The sequence below is a fragment of the Listeria marthii genome (genome assembly GCF_014227425.1).
GTDB classification, from domain to species: Bacteria; Bacillota; Bacilli; order Lactobacillales; family Listeriaceae; genus Listeria; species Listeria marthii.
In genome coordinates this window covers 153,646-172,902 of sequence record NZ_JAASWB010000001.1, presented here as the reverse complement: position 1 = coordinate 172,902, position 19,257 = coordinate 153,646, and the positions used below count along the sequence as shown (strand labels likewise).

General features: G+C 38.2%; 19 protein-coding genes and 1 riboswitch. Of the genes, 18 read left to right on the top strand and 1 reads right to left on the bottom strand.

The window, feature by feature from the left end; translation table 11 throughout:
- Positions 1-40 precede the first annotated feature (40 nt).
- From lysA to ribU, 8 genes are all read left to right on the top strand, one after another.
- Positions 41-1,351: a diaminopimelate decarboxylase gene (gene lysA, locus HCJ55_RS00890; protein WP_008948285.1), complete on the top strand. Its 1,311-nt coding sequence runs from the start codon at positions 41-43 to the stop codon at positions 1,349-1,351.
- A 15-nt stretch (positions 1,352-1,366) separates the two neighbouring features.
- Positions 1,367-2,116 (top strand): segregation/condensation protein A, encoded by a 750-nt coding sequence (locus tag HCJ55_RS00885; protein WP_008948284.1) that lies wholly within the window; start codon positions 1,367-1,369, stop codon positions 2,114-2,116.
- Positions 2,113-2,709 (top strand): SMC-Scp complex subunit ScpB, encoded by a 597-nt coding sequence (gene scpB / locus HCJ55_RS00880; RefSeq protein WP_008948283.1) that lies wholly within the window; start codon positions 2,113-2,115, stop codon positions 2,707-2,709. The genes HCJ55_RS00885 and scpB overlap by 4 nt, the downstream gene beginning before the upstream one ends.
- 2 nt (positions 2,710-2,711) lie before the next feature.
- Positions 2,712-3,446, top strand: a complete 735-nt coding sequence (locus HCJ55_RS00875; RefSeq protein WP_008948282.1) for a pseudouridine synthase — start codon at positions 2,712-2,714, stop codon at positions 3,444-3,446.
- Between the two features lie 172 nt (positions 3,447-3,618).
- On the top strand, positions 3,619-4,335 hold the full coding sequence (locus tag HCJ55_RS00870) for a response regulator transcription factor (protein ID WP_008948281.1): 717 nt from the start codon (positions 3,619-3,621) through the stop codon (positions 4,333-4,335).
- Between the two features lie 99 nt (positions 4,336-4,434).
- The gene (locus HCJ55_RS00865) at positions 4,435-6,225 is read left to right on the top strand and encodes an ATP-binding protein (protein ID WP_185502011.1); all 1,791 of its coding nucleotides are present in this window, start codon (positions 4,435-4,437) and stop codon (positions 6,223-6,225) included.
- 15 nt (positions 6,226-6,240) lie between these two features.
- The gene (locus HCJ55_RS00860) at positions 6,241-6,759 is read left to right on the top strand and encodes an acyl-CoA thioesterase (protein WP_070234200.1); all 519 of its coding nucleotides are present in this window, start codon (positions 6,241-6,243) and stop codon (positions 6,757-6,759) included.
- A 131-nt stretch (positions 6,760-6,890) separates the two neighbouring features.
- A riboswitch (FMN riboswitch) is annotated at positions 6,891-7,013 on the top strand.
- 188 nt (positions 7,014-7,201) lie between these two features.
- Complete coding sequence (gene ribU, locus HCJ55_RS00855) at positions 7,202-7,813, top strand: riboflavin transporter RibU (protein WP_185480916.1); 612 nt, start codon at positions 7,202-7,204, stop codon at positions 7,811-7,813.
- 42 nt (positions 7,814-7,855) lie between these two features.
- Here the strand turns inward: ribU and HCJ55_RS00850 are convergent, their stop codons facing one another.
- Positions 7,856-8,080 carry a ferredoxin gene (locus HCJ55_RS00850; protein WP_185392104.1) on the bottom strand — a complete coding sequence of 75 codons (225 nt, stop codon included), beginning with the start codon at positions 8,078-8,080 and terminating at the stop codon, positions 7,856-7,858.
- A gap of 153 nt (positions 8,081-8,233) precedes the next feature.
- Between HCJ55_RS00850 and HCJ55_RS00845 the strand changes: the two genes are divergently transcribed.
- The 10 genes from HCJ55_RS00845 (at position 8,234) to hbs (ending at position 19,186) form a co-directional block, all read left to right on the top strand.
- Positions 8,234-9,241, top strand: coding sequence for a YpbB family protein (locus tag HCJ55_RS00845; protein ID WP_185516655.1), 1,008 nt, complete (start codon positions 8,234-8,236; stop codon positions 9,239-9,241).
- Complete coding sequence (locus HCJ55_RS00840; protein ID WP_008948273.1) at positions 9,238-10,641, top strand: RecQ family ATP-dependent DNA helicase; 1,404 nt, start codon at positions 9,238-9,240, stop codon at positions 10,639-10,641. The genes HCJ55_RS00845 and HCJ55_RS00840 overlap by 4 nt, the downstream gene beginning before the upstream one ends.
- Positions 10,642-10,960: 319 nt before the next feature.
- Positions 10,961-11,683 carry a LysM peptidoglycan-binding domain-containing protein gene (locus HCJ55_RS00835; RefSeq protein ID WP_185503972.1) on the top strand — a complete coding sequence of 241 codons (723 nt, stop codon included), beginning with the start codon at positions 10,961-10,963 and terminating at the stop codon, positions 11,681-11,683.
- Between the two features lie 80 nt (positions 11,684-11,763).
- Complete coding sequence (locus HCJ55_RS00830; RefSeq protein ID WP_008948271.1) at positions 11,764-12,726, top strand: asparaginase; 963 nt, start codon at positions 11,764-11,766, stop codon at positions 12,724-12,726.
- A gap of 15 nt (positions 12,727-12,741) precedes the next feature.
- Complete coding sequence (cmk, locus tag HCJ55_RS00825; RefSeq protein WP_008948270.1) at positions 12,742-13,416, top strand: (d)CMP kinase; 675 nt, start codon at positions 12,742-12,744, stop codon at positions 13,414-13,416.
- 359 nt (positions 13,417-13,775) lie between these two features.
- Positions 13,776-14,921, top strand: coding sequence for a 30S ribosomal protein S1 (rpsA, locus tag HCJ55_RS00820; RefSeq protein ID WP_185392099.1), 1,146 nt, complete (start codon positions 13,776-13,778; stop codon positions 14,919-14,921).
- A 143-nt stretch (positions 14,922-15,064) separates the two neighbouring features.
- Positions 15,065-16,375, top strand: coding sequence for a ribosome biogenesis GTPase Der (der, locus tag HCJ55_RS00815; RefSeq protein WP_185480910.1), 1,311 nt, complete (start codon positions 15,065-15,067; stop codon positions 16,373-16,375).
- Between the two features lie 22 nt (positions 16,376-16,397).
- A complete protein-coding gene (locus tag HCJ55_RS00810; RefSeq protein ID WP_185392097.1) occupies positions 16,398-17,414 on the top strand; it encodes an NAD(P)H-dependent glycerol-3-phosphate dehydrogenase in 1,017 nt (338 codons plus the stop codon).
- A gap of 101 nt (positions 17,415-17,515) precedes the next feature.
- Positions 17,516-18,496: a tyrosine-protein phosphatase gene (locus HCJ55_RS00805; protein ID WP_185516653.1), complete on the top strand. Its 981-nt coding sequence runs from the start codon at positions 17,516-17,518 to the stop codon at positions 18,494-18,496.
- A gap of 414 nt (positions 18,497-18,910) precedes the next feature.
- Positions 18,911-19,186 (top strand): non-specific DNA-binding protein Hbs, encoded by a 276-nt coding sequence (gene hbs / locus HCJ55_RS00800; RefSeq protein WP_003720260.1) that lies wholly within the window; start codon positions 18,911-18,913, stop codon positions 19,184-19,186.
- Positions 19,187-19,257 lie beyond the last annotated feature (71 nt).

Below are 19,257 nucleotides of genomic sequence, written 5' to 3'. Positions count from 1 at the left end.
AAGAACTTTTAAAAATCTATAATGTAAAGGTGGGATTGGCGTGACGTTTGAACGGCTTGGAACAATGAATGTAAATGCAGAAGGACATCTCGAAATTGGAGGGGTGGACACTTTAAAGCTTACTGAAAAATATGGTACGCCACTTTACGTTTATGATGTAGCGCTAATCCGTGACCGAGCAAGAGGATTTAAGAAAACTTTTGAAGAGTTAGGTGTAAAAGCGCAAGTGGCTTATGCGAGTAAAGCATTTTCTGCTGTAGCGATTTACCAACTGATGGCTGAAGAAGGTTTGTCACTCGATGTTGTTTCGGGTGGGGAACTTTATACTGCGATTAAAGCGAATTTTCCTCCTGAAAGAATTCATTTTCACGGAAATAATAAAAGTGCAGAAGAAATACATATGGCACTTGATTACGGTATCGGCTGTTTTGTTATTGATAATTATTATGAAATTAGTTTATTAGAAGATATATTAATAGAACGAAATGAAAAAGCTTCTGTGTTAATTCGTGTGACACCGGGGATTGAAGCCCATACACATGATTATATTTTAACAGGACAAGATGATTCAAAATTTGGCTTTGGTCTTACCAATGGGCAGGCTGAAAAAGCAATCAAACAAGTACTTCATGCAAGTGCATCTTTTGATTTAATCGGGCTACACTGCCATATCGGTTCGCAAATTTTTGAAACGACTGGTTTTAAATTAGCGGCTCGTCGAATTATGGATAAATTAGTTGAATGGCACGGGACGCTTGGCTTTGATTCAAAAGTGCTTAATCTTGGTGGCGGATTCGGTGTTCGTTACACAGCTGAAGATGAGCCACTGGAACCAAGTGAATATGTGCGCCAAATTATGGATGAAGTGCGTGATGTGGCTGATAGTAATGATATCGCTATTCCAGAAATCTGGATTGAACCTGGTCGTTCACTTGTTGGTGAAGCTGGTACAACGCTTTACAAAGTGGGATCGCGCAAAGAAGTTCCGGGGATTCGGAATTACCTTGCAGTAGATGGCGGTATGTCAGACAATATTCGTCCAGCGCTTTATGATGCACATTACGATGCTGTTCTTGCAGCCAACCCAGAAAAAGTTGCAGAAGAAACTGTGGCTATCGCTGGAAAATGTTGCGAGTCTGGGGATATGCTAATTTGGGATCTACCACTACCGAAATCAAATGCCGGCGAAGTGTTAGCAGTCTTTTGTACAGGTGCTTATGGTTATGCGATGGCAAGTAATTATAATCGTATCCCAAGACCACCAGTAGTTTTTGTGGAAAACGGAATCGATAAATTAGTCGTTGCCCGCGAAACCTATGAAAATTTAGTGCAAAATGATCTTTCATTATAGTAGGGCGGGACAGATATGGTAGAAATGAATTTTAAAGTGGATGCATTTGAGGGACCACTTGACTTACTTCTTCATTTAATCGGACAATTAGAAGTTGATATTTATGATATTCCAATGGCTGAAATTACGGACCAATATATGGAATTTGTTCATACAATGCAAGAAATGGAATTAGACGTTGCTAGTGAATATTTAGTGATGGCAGCAACTTTACTAGCCATTAAAAGTAAAATGCTCCTTCCAAAACAGGAACTAGAAATCGACTATGATACACTAGAAGAGGAAGAAGATCCACGTGACGCTTTAGTTGAAAAGCTAATGGAATATAAACGCTTTAAAGAAGCCGCGAAAGAACTAAAAGAAAAAGAGGCCGAACGAAGCTTTTATTTCAGTAAGCCGCCGATGGATTTAGCGGAATACGATGATGGAACAAAAGTGGCCGAACTAGATGTGTCGTTAAACGATATGTTAAGCGCTTTTAACAAAATGCTACGACGCAAAAAGTTAAATAAACCACTTCATACACGAATTACGACACAGGAAATTTCGATTGATGAAAGAATGGATTCTGTGTTAGGAAAATTACATCAACAAGTAAATCACCGCTTACGATTTGACGAGCTATTTGAAGAACAAACGAAAGAACAATTGGTCGTTACGTTTTTAGCACTATTAGAACTAATGAAACGAAAATTAGTCGAAGTAGAGCAATCGGAAAGTTTTGCGGATTTATATGTGCAAGGTAAAGGGGAAGAACTATCGTGAACAGAGAAGAACAATTAGGCGTATTAGAGAGTTTGCTTTTTGCAGCGGGAGATGCCGGGCTTTCCACGGAACAATTAACGGAAGTCATGGAAATCACGCATATTGAAGCGCTCAATTTATTAGAGCTTTTAAGTGAACGATATAACGGGAATGCAGACAGAGGGCTTATTTTATTAGAGTTAGCTGGATCGTTTCAATTAGCTACCAAAAAAGCACACGCGGAATTTTTACGTAAGTTAGTCGAAGTTCCTAGCAACACCGTTTTATCGCAAGCGTCACTAGAAACATTAGCGATTATTGCGTATCGTCAACCTGTTACAAGAATGGAAGTCGATGAGGTTCGCGGTGTTCAAACAGATGGTCCGATTAGAACCCTTGTTGCCAAAGGACTCGTAACGGATAAAGGGCGTGTCGACGGGGCTGGCCGAGCAAAACTATACGTTACGACAAGTGAGTTTTTAGATGCTTTTGGGCTTAATTCTTTAGAGGATTTACCGAAACTTGCTGATCCAGCGGCAGATGAACCAGATCAGAATGAAATGGACCTGTTTTTTGACCGGTTTAACCAAAGTAAAGAACAGGAGGAGGAATAAGAATGGAACGTTTACAAAAAGTAATTGCGAATGCGGGTATTACTTCAAGAAGAAAAGCAGAAAAGCTTATTCAAGAAGGTAAGGTAACAGTGAACGGGAAAGTAGTGAAAGAATTAGGTGTAAAAGTTAGTGGTACGGAACGAATCGAAGTAGAAGGAATTCAACTGACAAAAGAAGAACACCGCTATTTCCTTTTTTACAAACCAAGAGGAACAGTATCGGCTGTAACGGATGATAAAGGCCGCACAACAGTAGCAGACTATTTTGCGGATATTCCAGAACGACTTTATCCAGTTGGACGACTTGATTATGACACATCTGGCTTATTATTAATGACAAATGACGGGGATTTTGCGAACTTGCTAATGCACCCCAAAAATGAAGTTTCCAAAACATATATTGCTCGTATTAAAGGTATTCCTGAACGAGAAGTGATTCGCCAATTAGAGCGCGGAGTTGTTATTGATGGTCGTAAAACAGCGCCAGCAAAAGTAAAAGTGCGTTCTTCTGACAAAACAAAAGATAAAGCAATTGTTGAAATCACCATTCATGAAGGTCGAAATCGCCAAGTACGTAAAATGTTTGAAGCAGTTGGTTTTGAAGTGCAAAAACTATCAAGAGAAGAATACTCGTTCTTGAATTTACGCGGTTTAAACGCGGGAGAAAGACGAGAATTGTCCCATCACGAAGTAAAACAATTAAAAACAGAAGCTAGATTTGGTAAAAATAAAAAATGACTTTTCGACCAAAACATACTTTCTAATAGCGTGTTTTGTGAAAAACATGTATAATTTAAATCGTAGGAAATTTGGTATAGGCAATTGTATGGTTTTTTCGTATGTGGGTACGGAAGATTCCATTTATTTGAATGATCGTTTTATGTAAATGAGAGTTAGGGGATGAGTACTTATGAGTGAACAAGTTAGAGTGCTTGTTGTGGATGATGAGGACCGGATACGCCGTCTTCTTAAGATGTATCTTGAAAGAGAGAACTATCGTATTGAAGAAGCTAGTGATGGTGATCAAGCATTGAGCATGGCGCTAAACAACAATTATGAAGTAATCCTACTTGATTTAATGATGCCTGGCAAAGATGGCATTGAAGTTTGTCGTGAACTGAGGGAGTTTAAATCGACACCTGTTGTCATGTTAACAGCAAAAGGAGAAGAAGCTAACCGTGTACAAGGCTTTGAAGTGGGCGCAGATGATTACATCGTTAAACCATTTAGCCCAAGAGAAGTTGTACTACGAGTGAAGGCTGTTCTTCGTCGTGCGAAACAATCTTCAGAAGAATCGGCTGGTGGAACACCGGGAGATATTATTACCTTCCCACATTTGAAAATTGATAACGAAGCTCATCGTGTTATTGTTGATGGAAAAGAAATCGGTTTAACACCGAAAGAATATGATTTACTGTATTATTTAGCTAAATCCCCGGATAAAGTGTTTGATCGTGAGTCACTTTTAAAAGAAGTGTGGCGGTATGAATTCTTTGGTGATTTAAGAACGATTGACACACACGTCAAACGACTGCGTGAAAAATTGCATGATGTATCAGAAGACGCTGCAAGAATGATTGTAACAGTTTGGGGTCTTGGATATAAATTTGAAATTCCCGAAGATTAATAAAACAGACTAAGATAACGGGCAAAGACGTTTAATCGGCAAGTGTTATGCCGCACGTGCTTTGTTCGTTATTTTTTATTGGAACCGAGGTGAGAAAAGATGAAGATTTGGAACAGTATTGTTGGGAAAATTTGGAGTACAATAATCCTGTTATTAATCGGGATTTTAGTTATTTCGGGATTTCTAGTGGCGATGATTTATGAAAAAAATAATATCACTCGAATTACAAAAGAATTAGAAGAAAAAACATCCAGTATTATTACCGTGATGAAAGAAAATGATGAAGTGATTTCCGCAGAAAATAAAAATGATTCCGCGCTTATTTTGTTGGATGATACGATGGGCGTAATTATTGCACAAAATGGAAAAAGCACCTATCAATCGCAATCACCGGATACTGTTTCCACGGCATCAGCGAATAAATTAATTCAAGATAAAGCATTAGACAAAGCATTAGATAAAGATAATAGCGTCACGATGAAATATAATTTTAAAACAGGTGACGGTTCTTTGCCAGTCGAAGTATCAGCTCAGAAATTCACCTTAGCGAATGGCGAAACTGGTGTTGTTTACGTGTATCAGTCGTATCACGATATTTTAAAAGTGAACCAGAAAACGATGAGTACGCTGATTATTTCAGGCGTCATTGCGATTGTTATAACGTCTATTCTATCTTTCGTCTTTTCTTCTCGAATGGCTTTTCCGCTTCGTGAAATGAAAAAGATTGCTATTGCCGTTTCGAAAGGGAACTTTGATAATCGTGTGCCGACCTATACGCATGATGAAATTGGGGAGCTTGGCGTCGCTTTTAATGATATGGCGAAACAATTAAAGTACAATATTAGCGCCCTTAGGCAGGAAAAGGAACAATTATCCAATATTTTAGTTGGGATGGCAGATGGCGTTATTAAATTTAGCGTGGATAAAACGATTATACTTAGTAATCCGCCAGCAGAAGAATTTTTACATAATTGGTTCTTCTCTCCTGAAAATACGGAAAAAGTACTCATTCCTGTAGCTTTAAATGACTTATTAAATGACACGCTAGAAAAGAAAGAATCCCAAGTTGGTGAGATTACTTTTGCTGACCGTACGTATGTTGCGATTTTGACGTTGCTTTATACAGGGGAACACGTGCGCAGTATTGTTGCAGTTATCCGTGATATGACAGAAGAGAAACAACTGGAAAAAATGAAGAGTGATTTTGTTAATAATGTATCGCATGAACTAAGAACGCCTATTTCGATGTTACAAGGTTATAGCGAGGCGATTATTGATGGGGTTGCCCAATCGGATGAAGAAGTGCGAGAGTTTGCGCAAATTATTTATGATGAGTCGCTCCGGATTGGCCGTTTAGTCAATGATATGCTTGACCTTGCCAGAATGGAAGCTGGATTTAATCAAATGGATAATCAAAAATTACCACTGGCACCATTACTTCGAAAAGTTATTTCTAATTTTGATGTGCTCGCCAAAGAGAACTTTGTAGAATTAGGCTTAGAATTAGAAACGCCGGATTTAGAATATTCATTTGACCCGGACCGGATGGAGCAAGTATTAATTAATTTAATTATGAACGCGATTCGCCATACCGGTAAAGAGGGCTATGCTGGAAAAGTAATTTTAAAACAAACGATTGATGAAGCACAGAGTAATCTTGTTATTACGGTGTCCGACAATGGCAGCGGGATTGCAGAAGAAGATATCCCATATTTATTCGAACGTTTTTATAAAGTCGATAAAGCAAGAAAACGTGGTAAGGCAGTGGGGACAGGAATTGGCCTTGCGATAGTGAAAAACATTGTAGAAGCACACAACGGAAAAATTTCAGTTGAAAGTGAACTTGGTAAAGGATCGGATTTTATTATCACCTTGCCTCTCTATAAATAGAATGGAGCGAAAAACATGGAAAAAAGACAAACAAAATTTTGTAAAGAATCTTTAGTTATTAAAACGAGCCGGGTTTTCCCGTCAGATACGAACAACCATAACACCCTTTTTGGTGGGAGATTGATGACTTATATTGATGATACAGCTTCGATTAGTGCATCTCGTCATTGTCGCACAGAAATCGTAACAGCTTCCACAGACTCGGTAGACTTCTTAAAACCAATTAAAAATGACCACTCAGTTTGTTTAGAATCTTATGTTGCGTCTACTGGAAGAAGTTCAATGGAAATTTTCGTTAAAATCATTGCGGAAAATTTAAAAACAGGCGAACGTTATTTAGCAGCAACGTCCTTTTTAACATTTGTTGCGTTAGATTCAGACGGCAAAACGGTGGAAGTTCCACTTGTTGAACCAGAAACAGAAGAACAAAAAAGAATCCATGCTGGAGCAGAAGCAAGAAGCATCGCGCGTAAAATTCGTTTAAAAGAAAATCAATCATTAGCGGAATCATTGTCTACCGATATTCCGTGGTAATAAATAAAAACCAGATGCTTAGTCTGGTTTTTTATTTATGTAAATCAAGAAAACGCTTACGTGAAAAAACATACAAAAGGACTTGCGAAAAAATTTTTTCATGGTAAAATAAAAATTGTAATAAAATATTCGTTCATCTTCGGGGCAGGGTGTAATTCCCGACCGGTGGTTAAAGTCCACGATCTGCTTTTTTAGCAGTTGACTCTGGTGTAACTCCAGGACCGACAGTATAGTCTGGATGGGAGAAGATGTTGGCAGACCTTTTCGTTTGTCTTCACGAGCATGTGTTAGCAAGCTGTGATGCTTATTTGAGTATTCAGTGCTTGTTTATTAATCCACAAACTCTCCCTCAACTTTTTTTAGTTGAGGTTTTTTATTTGCTTGGGTTGCATTCGTTAAGTGATGTCCTCGCTTCTTGGTGAACATCAAGGGAGAAATGACAATGAAGAATTATTCAATGAAGGTTTTTGTAAGTGTGGCGGTTCTTGGTACTTTAGCATTTATTTTAATGATGCTACAATTTCCGTTACTACCAAGTGCACCATTTTTAAAGCTTGATTTTAGTGATATTCCAGCTTTGATTGGTGGCTTATTATTCGGTCCACTCGCAGTGATTTTAGTAGAACTAATCAAAAATGTGCTACTTTACATTGTGTCAGGTAGTCCAGTCGGAGTTCCGGTTGGAGAATTAGCCAATTTTATTAATGGTATTTTTTATGTATTACCGATTTATTATTTATTTCATTGGTTTCGCTCAACAAAAGGAATGGTGCTTTCAACAGCAGTTGGAACGTTAGTAATGACAGGCGCAATGGTGGTATTTAATTATTTTGTACTATTACCATTTTACATTAAACTTGGTGGACTTCCGGCGGATACAGATGTTGCTTGGTTAGTCACATATACGATTGTACCATTTAGTTTATTAAAAGGTGTCATCGTTAGTGCTGTATTCTTATTGCTATACTCTAGATTGAAAAACTGGATTGCTAAAAATCAAACAATAAAAGAACGGCGCAAATTTGAAAAAAGGCAACAAGAAACAAGCCATTAAATATAAAAATCCGGCAGTCTCTAAATGGGCTGCCGGATTTTTTTAATGAAATGGACTATCAGAAACTTTGATAGAAAGCGAAGGACAAGCAAATTCAGCGTCAATCACCATTTCGACCAAGTCTTCAGGGATTTCTTTTGTTCCAGTGTTATCATCTAATATATTAAAGGCAAGACCTTCTGTATCATAATCAAAAACATCGGGTGCATGAATGGAACAAGCTCCACAAGCTATACAAGTATCTTTTTCGACAAGAGAATACTTCAATTTTCTACGCTTCCTTTCTAAAATAACAATTTGAAGCCAGATTTTTTCTTTTTCTATTGTAACATATTTTGAAAAAGTTTTTTTCGGTAAAACTAATGTAGAACAAGTGTTTCTGTGGTATGATTGTAGGAACAAAAAAGGTGGTGGAATGTCTTGGATATGCTTGATTATTATATAATGACAATTTTAGAAAAAAGTATTACCCCTAGGAAATTGCCGTTTATCCATACGGTTTTAGCGGGACGAAGAACGGGGCAAGCTGTTCAAGATATCCATCTTTTTCAAATGCAACATTTATTTGGACTTGTGCCAAATCTGAAGGCGAATTTTCTGGAAATCCGGCTAGCGGAATTGGTGCGGCAAGGTGCGATTATTTCTACTGAAAATGGTTATCTTATCGAGGCGAAACTAGCGATGACTTTTGATAATACTTATCCAGCTTTTCAAGGCTTTGCTTTGCAGCGCCAGGCGTTTGATTTTTTTGCGCATTTGCGGCTCGCTGTGCAAGTGGTTAGTAATAAGCACCATCAGGAAAGTTATTATTTACCAGTCATTCGTGATAAGAAAGTACAGCAGTTTGTTAAGCTGTGGCTAAAACAGCAAGACAACGTGAATTTAGCAGATGATTTGTATTCAGAACTCATTCGCTGGTTTGAAAAATTAGCAGTAGCTAGGCCGGAATTTTTAGTGGAACGGTTTTCAGGCGGGGAATTAATGGGATATACAACGGAACAGATTGCCACGAAGTATCAAGTAGAGAAGTGGGATGTCTATTTTGAAGTGCTTCATGAAATCCACCGGTTGTTGACTGCAATGAAAGAACGTCCGGAAGAGTGGCCGTTATTAGCCAGTTTCGTGCCAGATGAACTTACAGGACTCACAACTTCGGCAATGCAAACCTATTCATTTTGGCAAAATGGAGCAGATTTAGAAGCGATTGAACGAATACGTAATCTGAAAATAAGTACAATCCAAGATCATTTTGTGGAAATTCGGGCTACTTTGAAGGATGCAGATGTCCCGTATTTACCAGAAGAAACCACGATAAAAACGATTAATACAAAAAAATGGAATTTACTTCGGGAAATAAAAGCGGAATTTCCAGACTTGGATTATTATCAAATTCGGTTGGCGGTTGTTAGCAGGGAGGGCGAGCAGTGAACTTAGAACAAGAACTAAAAGACTATCTCGGTTTTGATGAATTTCGCCCCGGTCAAAAAGAAGTCATTGAAACGGCTTTAGCGAAGCGAAACTCTTTTGCGATGTTACCTACTGGAACGGGGAAAACGATTTGTTATCAATTAGCGGGACATTTGATGGATGGATTAGTGTTGATAGTATCGCCACTTCTTTCATTGATGCAAGACCAGATGGAGCGAATGCGCGCTCACGGGGAAAGACGAGTGGCGGCTCTTAATAGCTTTTTGAAACGGGAAGAGAAAAGTCGAATCCTAGCGAATATTCATTTATATAAATTTATTTTTTTATCACCAGAAATGTTAAATAATGAAGCGGTAAAAAGTTTGCTGTTAAAACAAAAAATCAGCTTATTCGTTATTGATGAAGCGCATTGTATTTCTCAGTGGGGACACGATTTTAGACCAGATTATTTAATGTTAGGTCAGTTTATCAAAGAAGCCAATTTTCCTGTGACGATGGTGCTTACGGCCACAGCGACGAAGAAAGTTCGGGCAGATATTTTAACGCAACTGCAACTAACGGATTGTGAGCAAATCATTTACTCGGTTAATCGGCCGAATATTTCTTTGCAAGTAGAGAAGTTTTCTAACCAACAACTGAAAAAAGAACGTTTATATGATCTCGTTCGCAAACTGCAAACACCAGGAATTATTTATTTTTCGAGTAAAAAATTAGCGGAAAGCATTGCGCATGAATTAAGGGAAATGGCCGAATTAAGAGTTGCTTATTATCATGGCGATATGGAGGCCGAAGATAGAATTGTTATTCAGCAACAATTTGTTTATGGGCAATTAGATATTATTTGCGCTACTAGTGCGTTTGGAATGGGGATTGATAAGGCTGATATTCGCTTTGTCATCCATTATCATATGCCAGCGGATTTAGAAGCTTATTTACAAGAAATCGGACGAGCTGGGCGTGATGGTCAGAATAGTATCGCCATTTTGCTATATGCAAACGGGGATGAATTTATCCAAATGCAATTAGCAGATCAAGATATACCGGACGCTAGTTTAATTAATTTGACGAATGAACAACGCAAAACTTTACCAGAAACAGAGCAACGTTTCATTGAGTACTACCAAAAAAGCGGTTTAAGTGCGCAAGAATTAACCGCCAAAATGGACTATCGGAAAAAATGGAAGCGAGCTAATTTGCAGCAATTTATTGGTTACCTTCACACAGAAGATTGTCGACGTAACTATATTATGCGCTATTTTGAAGAAGCACCGCTCGAAGTCGCTGCAGATAATTGTTGTGATTTGGATGGTGCAGAAATAACAGATTTTGAAAAACGAGAAAAAATCTCCCAAAAAGAAATTCCAACATGGGAAAGCTATTTAGCTTATTTACTGCAATAGTTTTGCCGTTACGAAATTCGACAAAAAAGTAAATAGTTTCACATTTTTTCTAAAAAAAGACTTGTCTAATATCGAAAAAATTGTTATTATTTTGTTCAGTAATCTGTGTAAAGCAAGGAATAGTTATATGCCAGAAGTACTAAATTATAATGATTATTGCTTTTTTTTCTAAAAAAGCGTTTTAAGTATTGTTGTATGTTGCTTTTATGGGTATAATTATTTCAAAGGTATTTCATTTATTAACATCTTATGTAACACTTCTCTGTGCCAATTATAGTGCATAGGATAATTTTAGAAAGCACTAAAGGAGGAACTTTGAGTGGTAAAAACAAGAAAAGAAAAACGGGAATATGAAGAACCGGCTGATTATGATATGAATGCTGAAGGGCAGGATGAATTTAATAATGAACCGCCGATGTTATCCCGTTCTGATAGCAGAAAAGTAAAAAAGAAAACTATTTTTAGATACCCATTACTTAATTTATTGATTGTATTTTTCTTACTAATTCCAATCGTTATCGTCATTGTATTTGTAACAGTACAAAACATGGGTTCATCAAACGAAGTAAAAACAGAGACAGAATCAACTGTCAATGTATCTGACAACACACAATCGAAAGAAGATAAAGAAAAAGCGAAGAAAGCTGCCGAAGAAAAAGCAGCTGCTGAAAAGGCTGCCGAAGAAAAGAAAGCGGCTGAAGAAAAAGCTGCAGCAGATAAGAAAACGCAAGAAGAAGAGGCAGTTAAAGCTGCAAATGCAAGAAAAGAACAAGAAGCTGCCGAAGAGAAAAAAGCAGCGGAAGAAAAAGCTGCAGCCGACAAAGCTGCCGCTGAGAAAGCCGCACAGAAAAAAGCAAGTGAATCTACACAGAAAAAATCTGGTGGCTCTCACACAGTTAAAGCTGGCGATACCTTATACAGCATTGCGCGTTCTGCATACGGACAAGCTGGAGCAGCTGCTGGGGTAGAAAAAATTAAACAAGCCAATGGACTGGGAAGTAACAATGTTCCAGTTGGCACAGTTCTAACAATTCCACAGTAATAAACAACACTGAATGGGTCTGGGAAACGCTTCCGAGACTCATTTGTTTGTTTAAATGGAAAATGTAGGGGGAAATAACCATGGCAAAAGTGGCACTAATTACAACAGGCGGTACGATTGCAAGTAAGAAAACAGCATCAGGAAAACTTGCATCAGGTGAATTATCTGGAGAAGAATTAGCTGCGTTATGCCAATTACCAACAGAAATTCAAATAGATATCTATTCGACTTTTCAACTTCCATCTATGCACATTACACTTCCAGATTTAATCAGTTTAAAACAATTGATTGAATCTATCTTTATGGATGAAACATACGACGGCATTGTGGTGACGCATGGAACAGATTCATTAGAAGAAACAGCTTATTTTCTCGATCTTGCAGTAACTGATGCGCGTCCAGTCGTTGTAACTGGTTCGCAGCGGGCGCCAGAAGAGCCGGGGACAGATGCTTATGTTAATATTCGTCATGCTATTTACACGGCATGTGAAATAAATTTACGTCAAGCGGGAACGGTCGTTGTTTTCAATGAACGGATTTTCGCAGCAAGATATGTAAAAAAAGTCCATGCGTCTAATATCCAAGGATTTAGCGCGTTTGGTTTTGGTTATCTGGGTATCATTGATAATGACCAAGTATTTCTTTATCAAAAGCCGCTTGAGCATGAGTGTTTTGATATTCGGCTAGATCTTCCGGACGTAGTTGTGATTAAATGTTACATAGGTGCAGACGGTTTGTTTATCGATGCGGCAATTGATAATGGCGTCGGTGGCATTGTTTTAGAAGGTGTCGGTCGCGGGCAAGTTGCTCCAAAAATGATGCCAGCAATTATCAGAGCTTTAGATGCGGGAATCCCAGTCGTTATTACAACGAGTGCGGAAGAAGGCAATGTATATACGACATATGATTATGAAGGTAGCACATTTGACTTGTATAATCGTGGCGTTATTTTAGGCAAAGATTACGATAGCAAGAAAGCGCGGATGAAACTAATGGTACTTTTAGCATCCCAAGAAGAAATTAACCAAACTAATTTCAGATAAAAGGAGTTTTATTCTATGACTAAAAAGATATGTATCGCGATTGATGGACCAGCTGCAGCAGGAAAAAGTACTGTAGCAAAAATCGTTGCGAAAAAATTGCGTTTTGTTTATATTGACACGGGTGCTATGTATCGCGCGGTAACATATATCGCTTTACAAAATAACCTTGCATATGATGATGAAAAAGCCATTGCAGCTTTGTTAGAAAAAACGGTCATCCGTTTTGAACCAGGCGAAGTACAACAAGTATTTGTAGGCGAAGAAAATGTGACGGAAGTGATTCGCTCATTAGAAGTAACAAATCATGTATCCATCGTTGCGGCGCATCCGGCCATTCGTGAAGCTTTGCAAAAACGCCAACAAGTTTTTGCAACAGAAGGTGGGATTGTCATGGACGGCCGCGATATCGGTACAGCGGTTCTTCCTAATGCTGAACTAAAAATCTTTTTACTAGCGAGTGTAGAAGAACGAGCAGAACGTCGTTATAAAGAAAATATGGCGAAAGGTTTTGCCGGAGACTTAAACCAGCTCAAAAAAGAAATTGAAGAACGCGATCATTTAGATTATACAAGAGAACACTCTCCACTGAAAAAAGCGGACGATGCGATCGAGGTAGATACAACATCCATGTCGATTGATGAAGTTGCCAATAAAATTCTTTCACTAGCTGAACTAAAAATCAATAATTGATGAAAAAGTGCTACATTTTCTTAACTAAAAAGGAATGGAGCACTTTTTTAATTTAAGCTTGAAAGCCCAAACAAACTGAGCGATTTCACGCCCTATAGGCATTTTCACCCCCTTAAAAGAGCTTGACAAATGTGCTGATTTGTAGGATGTTATAAGAGAGATTTTTTACTTTGTGAAAAGTATCTTGATAGGATTTTCTAGCTGGAAGATCAGTTTTACAGAAGGTGTATTTGATATTTTTTCTTTAATTAATCGGAATTTGCCTATCTAGGAAAACTAGTCAAGCAGATGAGGCGAGCGTGAAGGTTGCTTCTGAATTAGAAACTCCTAAAATTCGACTAACGAATGGAGGGCTACACATGTCTGAAGATTTATTTGATGTAGAAGTTAGAAATTTTGAAGAAGGAGACAAGGTCACTGGCACAGTTACAAGCGTGGAAGATAAACAAGTTTATGTTGGTATTCCTGATAGCAAACTTGATGGTGTCGTTCCAATAAGTGAACTTTCCAATATACATGTGGAGACAGCTTCTGACGTTGTAAGCGTAGGCGACACACTTGATTTGATTGTCACTAAAGTAGAAGACGATGTACTTGTTTTATCTAAAAGAAAAGTGGATGCTGAAAAAGCATCTGATGATATTAAAGCTAAATTTGAGTCTGGTGAAGTTTTCGAAGCAGTTGTTAGTGACGTTGTAAAAGGCGGATTAGTTGTTGACCTTGGTGTTCGTGCATTTGTTCCAGCTTCTCTAGTAGAAGATCATTTTGTGGAAGATTTCGCTGATTACAAAGGAACAACCCTTACTTTCAAGGTAGTAGAATTTGAACCAGAAAACAACCGAGTAATTTTAAGCCACCGTGCAGTTGTGGAAACAGAAAAAGCTAGTCAAAAACAAGCGCTACTCAGCGAAATCAAAGAAGGCGACGTGATTGAAGGAACTGTTCAACGCTTAGCTAATTTCGGTGCATTCGTTGATATCGGTGGCGTGGACGGGTTAGTTCACATCTCGCAAATTTCTTATAAACATATTGCAACACCACAAGAAGTACTTGAAGAAGGACAAAAAGTAACCGTTAAAGTTATCGGGATTGACCCTGAAAACGAACGTATTTCTCTTTCTATTAAAGCGAACTTACCTGGACCTTGGGACGGCATTGCTGAAAAAGCGCCTGTTGGTTCTGTTTTAGAAGGAAAAGTAGTTCGTCTAGTTACTTTTGGTGCATTTGTGGAAATATTCCCAGGAGTAGAAGGTTTGGTTCACATTTCTCAAATCTCTCACGAACATATCGGGACACCACAAGAAGTCCTTTCAGAAGGCCAAACAGTAGAAGTGAAAGTACTTGAAGTAAATGAAGCAGATCAACGCTTATCTTTAAGTATTAAAGATTTACAAGATGCGCCGGTAGAAGAAGCTGATTATGAACTTCCAGAAGAAAATACTGGATTCCAAATGAGCGATTTAATTGGTGATAAATTAAAAGGACTTCAAAACGACGATAAATAATTGTACGCAAAAGAGCCTAGGGAGACTGTTCCCATAGGCTCTTTTTCTTTTTTAGCTCGAACTTTTCATTGCCAGTAAGCTGTTTTACTGATAAACTAAAGAAAGTTTGATAAATAGGATTCGAGAAAAAAGAAGGTGAAATAATGGCAAAACCAGTTGTAGCGATTGTCGGACGTCCAAACGTTGGCAAATCGACTATTTTTAACAGAATCGTTGGTGAACGTGTTTCCATAGTGGAAGATGTTCCCGGTGTGACACGTGACCGCATATATAATTCAGCGGAATGGCTTGGAAAAGAATTTAACATTATTGATACAGGTGGTATTGATCTTTCCGATGAACCATTCTTAGAGCAAATTCGCGCACAAGCGGAAATCGCAATTGATGAAGCAGACGTAATTATTTTTATTACCAATGGTCGTGAAGGGGTTACCGATGCAGACGAACAAGTAGCAAAAATTCTTTACCGGTCTAATAAACCAATTGTTTTAGCGATTAATAAAGTAGATAACCCAGAAATGCGTGATCAGATTTATGACTTTTACGCGCTTGGGTTTGGTGAGCCGTATCCAATTTCTGGTTCGCATGGTCTAGGGCTTGGCGACATGCTTGATGCTGTTCGTGCTCATTTTCCAAAAGAAGAAGAGGAAGAGTATCCAGATGATACAGTGAAATTCAGTTTGATTGGTCGACCAAATGTTGGGAAATCTTCCATTCTAAATGCACTGCTTGGGGAAGACCGTGTGATTGTTTCAGATATTGCTGGAACGACACGTGATGCCATTGATACAACTTACACATTCGACGGCCAAGATTATGTCATGATTGATACTGCCGGAATGAGAAAACGTGGGAAAGTGTATGAAAGTACAGAGAAATATAGTGTGCTTCGTGCAATGAGAGCCATTGAACGCTCTGACGTTGTTCTTGTGGTTATCAACGCAGAAGAAGGTATTCGTGAGCAAGATAAACGAATTGCTGGATATGCGCATGATGCCGGACGTGCGATTATTATCGTTGTAAACAAATGGGATGCAATTAATAAAGATGAAAAAACAATTAATGTATGGACAGAAGATATTCGGGAGCAATTCCAATTCTTGAGCTATGCACCAATTGTCTTTGTATCTGCTAAAACAAAACAACGCTTAAATAACTTATTCCCACTCATTAACCAAGTAAGCGATAACCATTCATTACGTGTACAATCAAGTATGCTAAATGATGTTATTAGTGATGCTGTTGCAATGAACCCATCACCAATGGACAAAGGTAAACGACTTAAAATCTTCTATACAACACAAGTGGCTGTTAAACCACCGACATTTGTTGTATTTGTTAATGATCCAGAACTAATGCATTTCTCTTATGAACGTTTCTTAGAAAACCGGATTAGAGAAGCATTTCCGTTTGAGGGTACGCCAATTCGAGTAATTGCTCGTAAGCGTAAGTAAAGTTTTCGGGAGGAAAAATATAATGACACAGAAAAAAGTAGCTATTCTTGGCGCTGGAAGTTGGGGAACAGGTCTTGCACTTGTCCTAGCCGATAATAATCATAAACCAGTTATTTGGGGAAACTTAGATAAAATTGTGAATGAAATTAACGAATCGCACACGAATAGTCACTATTTGCCAGATATTATTTTACCAACTGAGGTAAAAGCGACATTATCACTTGATGAAGCGATTGATGGTGCAGAAATTGTCGTGATTGCTATTCCAACAAATGCGATGCGTATCGTTTGTAAACAGCTAAACGAAGCGTTAAAAGAACCAACTATTTTAGTACATGTAAGTAAAGGTATTGAACCTGAAACAAATCTTAGAATGTCCGAAGTGATTGAAGAAGAAGTGGACGCAGCAAAACGCAAAGCACTTGTGGTTCTTTCTGGACCAAGTCATGCGGAAGAAGTTGCGCTTCGTCATCCAACTACACTTTGTGCGAGCTGTAAAGATTTAACCGCCGCAGAAATCGTTCAAGATCGTTTTATCAATAATAACTTACGCATTTATACGAATGATGATGTGATTGGCGCAGAAATTGGTGGCGCGCTGAAAAATATTATCGCACTAGGCGCAGGAATCTCTGACGGCCTTGGTTACGGCGATAATGCTAAAGCAGCACTAATGACTCGCGGAATGGCAGAAATCACTCGTCTCGGCGTTGCTGTGGGCTCTAACCCGCAAACCTTCTACGGGCTAACTGGTATTGGTGACTTAATCGTTACTTGTACAAGTGTGCATTCACGTAATTGGCGTGCAGGTAACATGCTTGGTAAAGGCGAGAATTTAGATGAAGTATTAGAAAAAATGGGCATGGTCGTGGAAGGTGTTCGAACAGCCAAAGCAGTACATGGTTGGGCGAAAAAACTAGATATTGATATGCCGATTACTGAATCGATTTACGCGATTTTATTTGAAAATAAAGATGCTCGTGAAGCAGTTGATTTATTAATGGGTCGTAAAAAGAAAATCGAAAAAGAATCATTTTAATAGATAGAGTCAAGATGAGCTACTCGCTTATTTTGGCTCTTTTTTTGTGAACTATGCTAAAATGAAGCAGAAGAGCAAATAATACAAAGTAGGTGGAAAATATGGAAGTTACTCGTACAGATAAAGCCGTAACATTAACGTGGAAAAAAGAAGAAGTCAGCGAAGGAACATTGGTTTTTGTAAGTAGTAGTCCTAGCCTAGATGCAAATAGTGAGCCTGTTTTCAAAGTGACTAGTGAGGTCAATCACTTTACTTATGAAACAAAGGATATCCCCGTGTATTTCTTTTTACAGGCGCCAAACGGAGACAAAACGGTTGTTTCAGAACGAGTTTTACCGCTCGAAAGTGTCTTTAATTTTCGCGATATGGGCGGTTACGAGTCCGAAAATGGTAAACATGTAAAATGGGGCAAGTTATACCGTTCTTCTAATTTAGTAAATATAAACGAGGCAGATGCTGCTTTACTTCAAAAATTACATATTAAATGGATTTGTGATTTGCGCAGTAGTTCGGAAGTAAAAGCACAGCCTACACCGGCAATTGAAGGGGTACTGAATAAGCATATTCCGATTGGTACAGCCAAAAATGAAGAAACAAAGCTGCCAGTAACAGATGACAAAACGATTTATGAGCCGCTCATGGGTGAAAGTTATCGTGTATTTGTTCAATCGGTTGAAGGTTTTAAAGAAATTTTTATGGAAGTTTTAGAAGATACAAAAGCGGGCCTTCCATTCGTATTTCACTGCACGGCAGGAAAAGACCGTACAGGTGTCTTAGGGGCATTATTGTTAACGTTGCTAGATGTGCCAGAAAAAACGATTTTCGACGATTATGCCATCACTAATCGCTATCAGGATGATATTTTAAAAGAAATGGGTGGAATTGTTGCACTCTTTGCGGGTGGAGCTGAAAAAATCGATTTAGAAACATTCCGTCCAATGGCAGAAGCACGTCCGGAATATTTGGAAATCGCTTTTGATGAAATGAAAAAACAATATGGTTCCGTAGCGGATTATTTGGAAAAAGGAATTGGAATTACAGCGTCAGAAAAAGCAGCTTTCCAGAAAGAAATGTTAGAATAAAACTAGGCTCAGAAACCTAGAGTTTTCAGGTAATAGACGCAAATTTAGTCGTATTTTTATGAAAAAAGAACTATTTTAGCCGATTGTGGTGGTATCGCTTGCTATTCTAAGGCTTCCAAGTTAGTATTATGGATAACAGGTTGATACTATCACGTTTTCAAGCCATTTGAGAGAAAAGTTTGTGATTGAAAATGTTAAGAAACGGTGTCAGTTTGGCATTATTCCTTGCAGTTGTAGGGATTATGTGATAATCTTTTATCAGAATTACTGTTAAGGCTTGTAGTTAAGCCATTTCAGTCATGATTCTCCTTAGATTTCCAAAATCAATTTTTGTTTTTGGAAAAAAAAGAGAAATACAGGTACCATCTAGTGCCTGCTTATTTTGTAGTATTCTGTGAAGGAGGTGAAAACACAATGGCAAATAAAACTGATTTAGTAAATAGCGTTGCTGAACTAGCTGATCTTTCTAAAAAAGACGCAGCGAAAGCAGTAGAAGCTGTATTCGAAACTATTCAAACTTCTTTATCTAAAGGTGAAAAAGTTCAATTAATCGGATTTGGTAACTTTGAAGTACGTGAACGTGCTGCCCGTAAAGGCCGTAACCCTCGTACTAAAGAAGAAATCGACATCCCTGCAAGTAAAGTACCAGCTTTCAAACCTGGTAAAGCGCTTAAAGAAGCTGTTAAATAAGCTACATAGACTTTTAAGCACTAACTCTAGTCTGGCCTTAATTTTATAATTAAGCTAGGCTAGTTTTTTTA